7 protein-coding genes are annotated in these 5154 nt (G+C 42.1%); 1 reads left to right on the forward strand and 6 read right to left on the reverse strand.

Annotation, left to right across the window (positions count from 1 at the left end; all coding sequences use genetic code 11):
• From ACP45E_RS14485 to ACP45E_RS14505, 5 genes are all read right to left on the reverse strand, one after another.
• Nucleotides 1-393, reverse strand: a 393-nt coding sequence (locus ACP45E_RS14485; RefSeq protein WP_426511338.1) for a PhnE/PtxC family ABC transporter permease, incomplete at its 3' end; no start/stop codon positions are given.
• A complete protein-coding gene (locus ACP45E_RS14490) occupies nucleotides 383-586 on the reverse strand; it encodes a hypothetical protein (protein ID WP_017037418.1) in 204 nt (67 codons plus the stop codon). The genes ACP45E_RS14485 and ACP45E_RS14490, both read right to left, overlap by 11 nt.
• A 3-nt stretch (nucleotides 587-589) precedes the next feature.
• Complete coding sequence (gene phnD, locus ACP45E_RS14495) at nucleotides 590-1585, reverse strand: phosphonate ABC transporter substrate-binding protein (protein ID WP_017036607.1); 996 nt, start codon at nucleotides 1583-1585, stop codon at nucleotides 590-592.
• A 19-nt stretch (nucleotides 1586-1604) separates the two neighbouring features.
• Nucleotides 1605-2438 (reverse strand): phosphonate ABC transporter ATP-binding protein, encoded by an 834-nt coding sequence (gene phnC / locus ACP45E_RS14500; RefSeq protein ID WP_017036606.1) that lies wholly within the window; start codon nucleotides 2436-2438, stop codon nucleotides 1605-1607.
• Between the two features lie 363 nt (nucleotides 2439-2801).
• The gene (locus tag ACP45E_RS14505; RefSeq protein WP_017037417.1) at nucleotides 2802-3131 is read right to left on the reverse strand and encodes a zinc ribbon domain-containing protein YjdM; all 330 of its coding nucleotides are present in this window, start codon (nucleotides 3129-3131) and stop codon (nucleotides 2802-2804) included.
• A 219-nt stretch (nucleotides 3132-3350) separates the two neighbouring features.
• Here ACP45E_RS14505 and trxC point away from each other — a divergent pair, with 219 nt between their 5' ends.
• Nucleotides 3351-3785: a thioredoxin TrxC gene (gene trxC, locus ACP45E_RS14510; RefSeq protein WP_017036604.1), complete on the forward strand. Its 435-nt coding sequence runs from the start codon at nucleotides 3351-3353 to the stop codon at nucleotides 3783-3785.
• 164 nt (nucleotides 3786-3949) lie between these two features.
• Here the strand turns inward: trxC and ACP45E_RS14515 are convergent.
• On the reverse strand, nucleotides 3950-5154 hold a 1205-nt coding region (locus ACP45E_RS14515; RefSeq protein ID WP_206743906.1), incomplete at its 5' end, for a M60 family metallopeptidase.

Genomic DNA, 5154 nt, shown 5'->3' on the forward strand with positions numbered 1-5154 from the left:
CACGACAAACAGCATGGCAAAGACCATTTCGTTAATCGCACGCGCCGAATCCATCAATCGTCGCATCGGTTGATATATCCACCACGGGGCAATATTGTCAGAACAAAGCAAACCGAATGGAATCGAAAGTAGAACCGCGAGAATCGTTCCCCATAGTGCTATTTGAATGGTGATGAGTGTTTCTTCTACATAGAGCTTCCAGTGAGTGAAATCCGGAGGGAAAAAATCCGAGGCCAACTCGACCATGTTCCCTGAGTCTTCAATTAACTGAGCTGGATTCATTTCCGCGCCCTGCCATGACCACGCGAGTATGAGTGCTATCAACAACATCGAAGCAAAGCGCTTCCATTGCGAGATAGGGTGTATTGGGAGTACTAGAGTTTTACTGCTCATTATGTCGATCCATCAGACGGTTGTTTGTAATCCAGCTCGTTAAAATACGAAGTTCAACAGAGCAGGCTTGATTTGGTTTACGACTTTGTTTTAGTCGCATTGGTTGAGTTTCGTTCGTTGCGCTTATCATTCTTTGAATAAGTTGAATAATTTGAGCCGGAAAGCAAAAACCTTCCAGCTCGGCGTATTTCAATGCTTATTCCATCGCTTCAAGCGCACTCATTTGGCGGTTTAACGCGGCCAGTGTGCGTTTGGTTTGAGAGAGTTTTTCAACTTGGTCATCAGATAACTTTGCTTGAGCACTTAACGCATTCAGCTGCTTATAAAGCGCAAGTTGACGAATTGGCAAAATTTGCAAGTCGCTTGATGGTTTGAACGGAGCCCAATCTAGATCTTTTAAGATCGCCACCTCTCGCTCATCACCAGTGGTGCCGTAATCCATGAAGAAGCGGTATACATCGTTCTTAACTGTTTCTGGAAGGTTCTTACGCCATACAATTGGGTCAGATGGAATCAGAGGAGAAGTCCAAATAACCTTGATGTTTTTATATTTCTCTGGATTAGTACGCTCAAAACGACGCATGTTTTCCGTATTGTTGGTGGCAACGTCTACTTGTTGGTTAGCCACCGCAAATAAATTCACTTCGTGGCTTGAGTTCAAGGTACGTTTAAAATCAGATGGCTGAATGTTGTTTTTCGAGAAAACATAGTAAGACGGAACCAAGAAACCGGATGTTGAGTTTGGATCACCGTTACCAAAAGCGAGTTCAGAGCGCTTTTCGATCATATCTTCAACGCTGTTGATTGGGCTGTCTTTGTGAGTGACCAATAGACTCCAGTAACCAGGGTTACCTTCAGAATCGACCGTTTGAGCAAAAATTTCACCTCCAGCTCGGTCGACCGCCTCCATCGCAGACTTGTTCCCAAACCATGCCACATCAACTTTATCAAAACGCATACCTTGAATGATGCCCGCGTAATCCGGCGCAAAATAGGCTTTGACTTCCATACCTAGTTTCTTACTCATGTCTTTTAAGAACGGGTCCCATACGGTTTTTAAGTTCTGCTGTGATTCCGTTGAGATAATGCCAAAATTCAATGATTCCATTTTCTCTTCAGCTGAAACCGATGCAGTCATCGTTGCGGTAAGCAGACCAACGCCACAGGCAATCGTTTTTAGTACTCGTAACATCTTCAATGTCCTTTGTGTGTTAACTAATAAGAGGGGTTGACGGGTTATTAATCGAAATAGGTGATGTTTGCTCTCCTAGTTCGACTGTGACTTCTGGCTTGTAACAGTAGAGTGCGTCCAATGCTTGTTTATCAATATTGGCGCTTTCTCCTTGGTAGAAAATCTTTCCTTCTCGCAGGGCGATAACGTGCTTGCAGTATTTGAGGGCATGCTCGACCTGATGCAGTGTCACAACAACGGGAATGCCCTCTTTTTGATTGATGTCGCTCAGCAGTTCCATCACAATCCGCGATGACTCGGGATCAAGAGAAGCGATAGGTTCATCAGCAAATATGATCTTTGCTTTCTGCATCAATGCTCTGGCGATAGCGACACGTTGCTGTTGACCGCCAGACAGGGTTGATACACGCTGAGACGCAAAATCTTTCATTCCCACGCGCTCTAATGCGGCCATCGCCTCTTGTTTTTGTAACTCAGTAAAGTTGCCACTGAGGGTTCGCCACAGAGGTGTGCTACTCATTGCGCCAATCAAAACATTTGTCATCACGGACAATCGATTGACCAGATTAAATTGCTGAAATATGTAGCCCGCTTGAGCGCGGCATTGTCTGACTTGAGAGGTGGCACGACCTTTGGCTTGGACCGTTTCGCCAAGCACTCGAACTTCACAAGTATCGTTTTTGTCGCTGTAGACAAGCCCACTCAAATGGCGAAGTAAGGTTGATTTTCCTGATCCTGAAGGACCAAGTAACGCCGTCATTTCTCGATAGTTAATGCTAAAATTTACCGCATCGAGGGCTTTGTTGTTTCCAAAGGTTTTCGTTAAACCTGTGACTTCGATAATGCTGTCCATAATTCAGGGCACCTATGTGTTTAGTGTCCCTATCGTGTCGTTTGTATGTGTCGTTTTTATAAACAAAATATTTCAAGACGTTGACAGCGTTATTGCAATGGAAAGAGGTATAAACAGGGGAATGCCTACGGCGACTGTGCTTGAAGCGATTATCTAGACAAGCCTGTTCACTTATCTAGATAACCTCGTCATGAAAGGTTCATATAAATGGCGATGAAAATGCGAAAAAAAGGGCGCCACCGTTTGGTGTCGCCCTGATAAATGAAGAATGTTGTATGATGGCTTGTCGAGCAGCGCTTTATCTATTCAAGCTTTTCGATTCGAGCCTTTTGATTCATGCTTTTCAATTCACGTGCAGTTAGCTCAAGCTTTTTTGACGTATTTCGCGGTCACCAACATCTCTCCCACACCATCCACTTTGCAATCGAGTTGATGATCCTTGCCTTCAATGATTCGCTTGATTATCGCTTTCGTTCCGATCTTGAGGTTCAAAGAGCTGCCTTTCACTTTTAAATCTTTAACCAGAGTCACCTTGTCACCTTGCTCTAACGGTTTGCCATTCAAATCGCAGACGGTAAAAACGTCTTCCGTTTCGTTGGGATTCCATTCGTAAGCGCATTCCGGACAAATTAGATTCGCTCGGTCTTGGTAAACGAATTCAGATTGGCAATTAGGGCAAGCAGGAAATGACATGAGATGATAACTTCTGTTAATAAATTTCTGTCAATGATAATCGTTCTTTGCTGGTTGATCGAGAGCAATCTCAACGTGTAACTTACCGCAGCAATAGCCTAGTCCTATCAAATCAATAGGTATAACCAACGGGAGTGCTATTTATTATTCCCTCGTATTTGCGTATCTTAATGAGCATTACGTTAATACGACGTCACCATAAAAAGAATAGAGAATCCTATGTCTAGCATTAATACTCGTTGCCCATCATGCTCAGGGCTCAATAAAATTCCGACTGACCGTATTTCAGAAAGTCCAAAATGTGGTAAATGTCAGGCGCTCTTATTAGATGGCGCACCTATTGAGGGGACATCATCAAACATAGACGCATTACTTCAAAGCGATCAACCCGTAGTGATAGATTTTTGGGCACCTTGGTGCAACCCATGTGTTGGCTTTTCACCGGTTTTCGAACAATCAGCAGCGGACAAACAAGGGCAAGTACGCCACATAAAAATCAATACTGAAGATCAACAAGAACTCGCAGCAAAATACCGAATTCGTAGTATCCCAACGATCATGGTGTTCAAAGGCGGTAAGCAGGTTGATATGATCAATGGTGCATTGCCGAAGAGTCAGTTTGATCAGTGGCTTAGCCAAGCTGTTGCCCAATAGAAAATTGTTCAAGAAACAGGTTTAGGCCAAACTTCTCAATCAGGCTAAAATACGAATCGATAAAGCGAGTCTAAACTCATAGACTCGCTTAGTTTTTGGTGACAATTATTATCTTCGTTCTAATAACGCCATGTTACTAATTCGGACAATCAGCCACCTACTTGCTATTTCAATGTGTACTTAATATCGTTATCTCTATTTTCCCATATTGGAACATTCAAAGTAGAAAGCTTCATCGAATTAACTTCCTGTTTGGTACTGGTAGTGACATTAATGCCCCACTCCTCAAAGAACTCGACTAGATTGAACCCACTCGCTTTACTTGACTCAATAACAAATCTTTGTATTTTCGTGTCATTAGAAATAGAAGAAGAATACATGCTATTTTCACGGTAATTAAAGCCTAACTGTTGGTAGAACTCTTCTCCAAACGCTAGATCTAACTGCCAAAACATCCCTAATTTCCCCCAGACATTTAATGAATCGAAATCTTTAATAGGTTTGTTTAAATATGGAAATATCACATTATCCCAAGTGCCTTTTGTTTCTAATCTTGATTCAATATTGAACTTGCGATTTATATACAAGGAAGTTAAGTTAACCGTTACTTCTCCCATCCCTGACCAGGTGAACGGTTGAATTTGCATATGATGTCCAAGCTCATGCCATGGTCCCCAGTCTCCCGCTTTATTGTCCTCTACAACGAAAATATTTTTCAAACCATTATCTGAGCAGGCCATTAGTCTCCACATCCAAGCATTCATCGATCCTGAGCATTTATCATTGTTAATAGTGCCTTCTGGTTCTAAGCCATCAACAAAATGAAATTTGTGGGATATTTTCCTATGAGGGCTATTTCGATCATCGGATGTAATGCCGTATTGTTCTTGTGCCCATTGTATCGCATCATCCCAACCAGATATTAGCCTTTCAGGGCCATTACCCTCTATATATTCAAGTGCTGGATATTTTTTTGCCGTGATAATTATGTTCTCTCCAACTAACTCAACATAGGGGATATCACTATAGTCATTCAACATCTCTTTCCAGTCATTTAGAGTGTTTTCATTCAATTTAAATCGAGGGAAAGGTTGTCCCCCAGAGATTAAATCGACTTTAACGTTGCTGTTATTTATCTTAGCGTCATTATATATATAGAGTATCCCACTTTTATTAATTTCTATTTCATTGGATCCTTTTGTTAAGCGATGTTTTTCTGCATGTTTGAATTTATATGTTCTATCATCTGGAAGGGAGATGAACAATTGAGGAAGCTCAGATAACGCAGCGCCATCAATGCTTAGATTCACATCCAAAGTTTCTCCCTTGTTTACCCAAAACCCTGTTGATTGTAATGGTGTCGGTGCCA

The organism is Vibrio genomosp. F10 str. 9ZD137 (assembly GCF_049974785.1).
Lineage (GTDB): Bacteria > Pseudomonadota > Gammaproteobacteria > Enterobacterales > Vibrionaceae > Vibrio.

Excerpts from the sequence above, each read along its gene's own strand:
- phnD (WP_017036607.1), bottom strand. The coding sequence starts at position 1,585 with ATGTTACGAGTACTAAAAACGATTGCCTGTGGCGTTGGTCTGCTTACC.
- phnC (WP_017036606.1), bottom strand. The coding sequence starts at position 2,438 with ATGGACAGCATTATCGAAGTCACAGGTTTAACGAAAACCTTTGGAAAC.
- ACP45E_RS14505 (WP_017037417.1), bottom strand. The coding sequence starts at position 3,131 with ATGTCATTTCCTGCTTGCCCTAATTGCCAATCTGAATTCGTTTACCAA.
- trxC (WP_017036604.1), top strand. The coding sequence starts at position 3,351 with ATGTCTAGCATTAATACTCGTTGCCCATCATGCTCAGGGCTCAATAAA.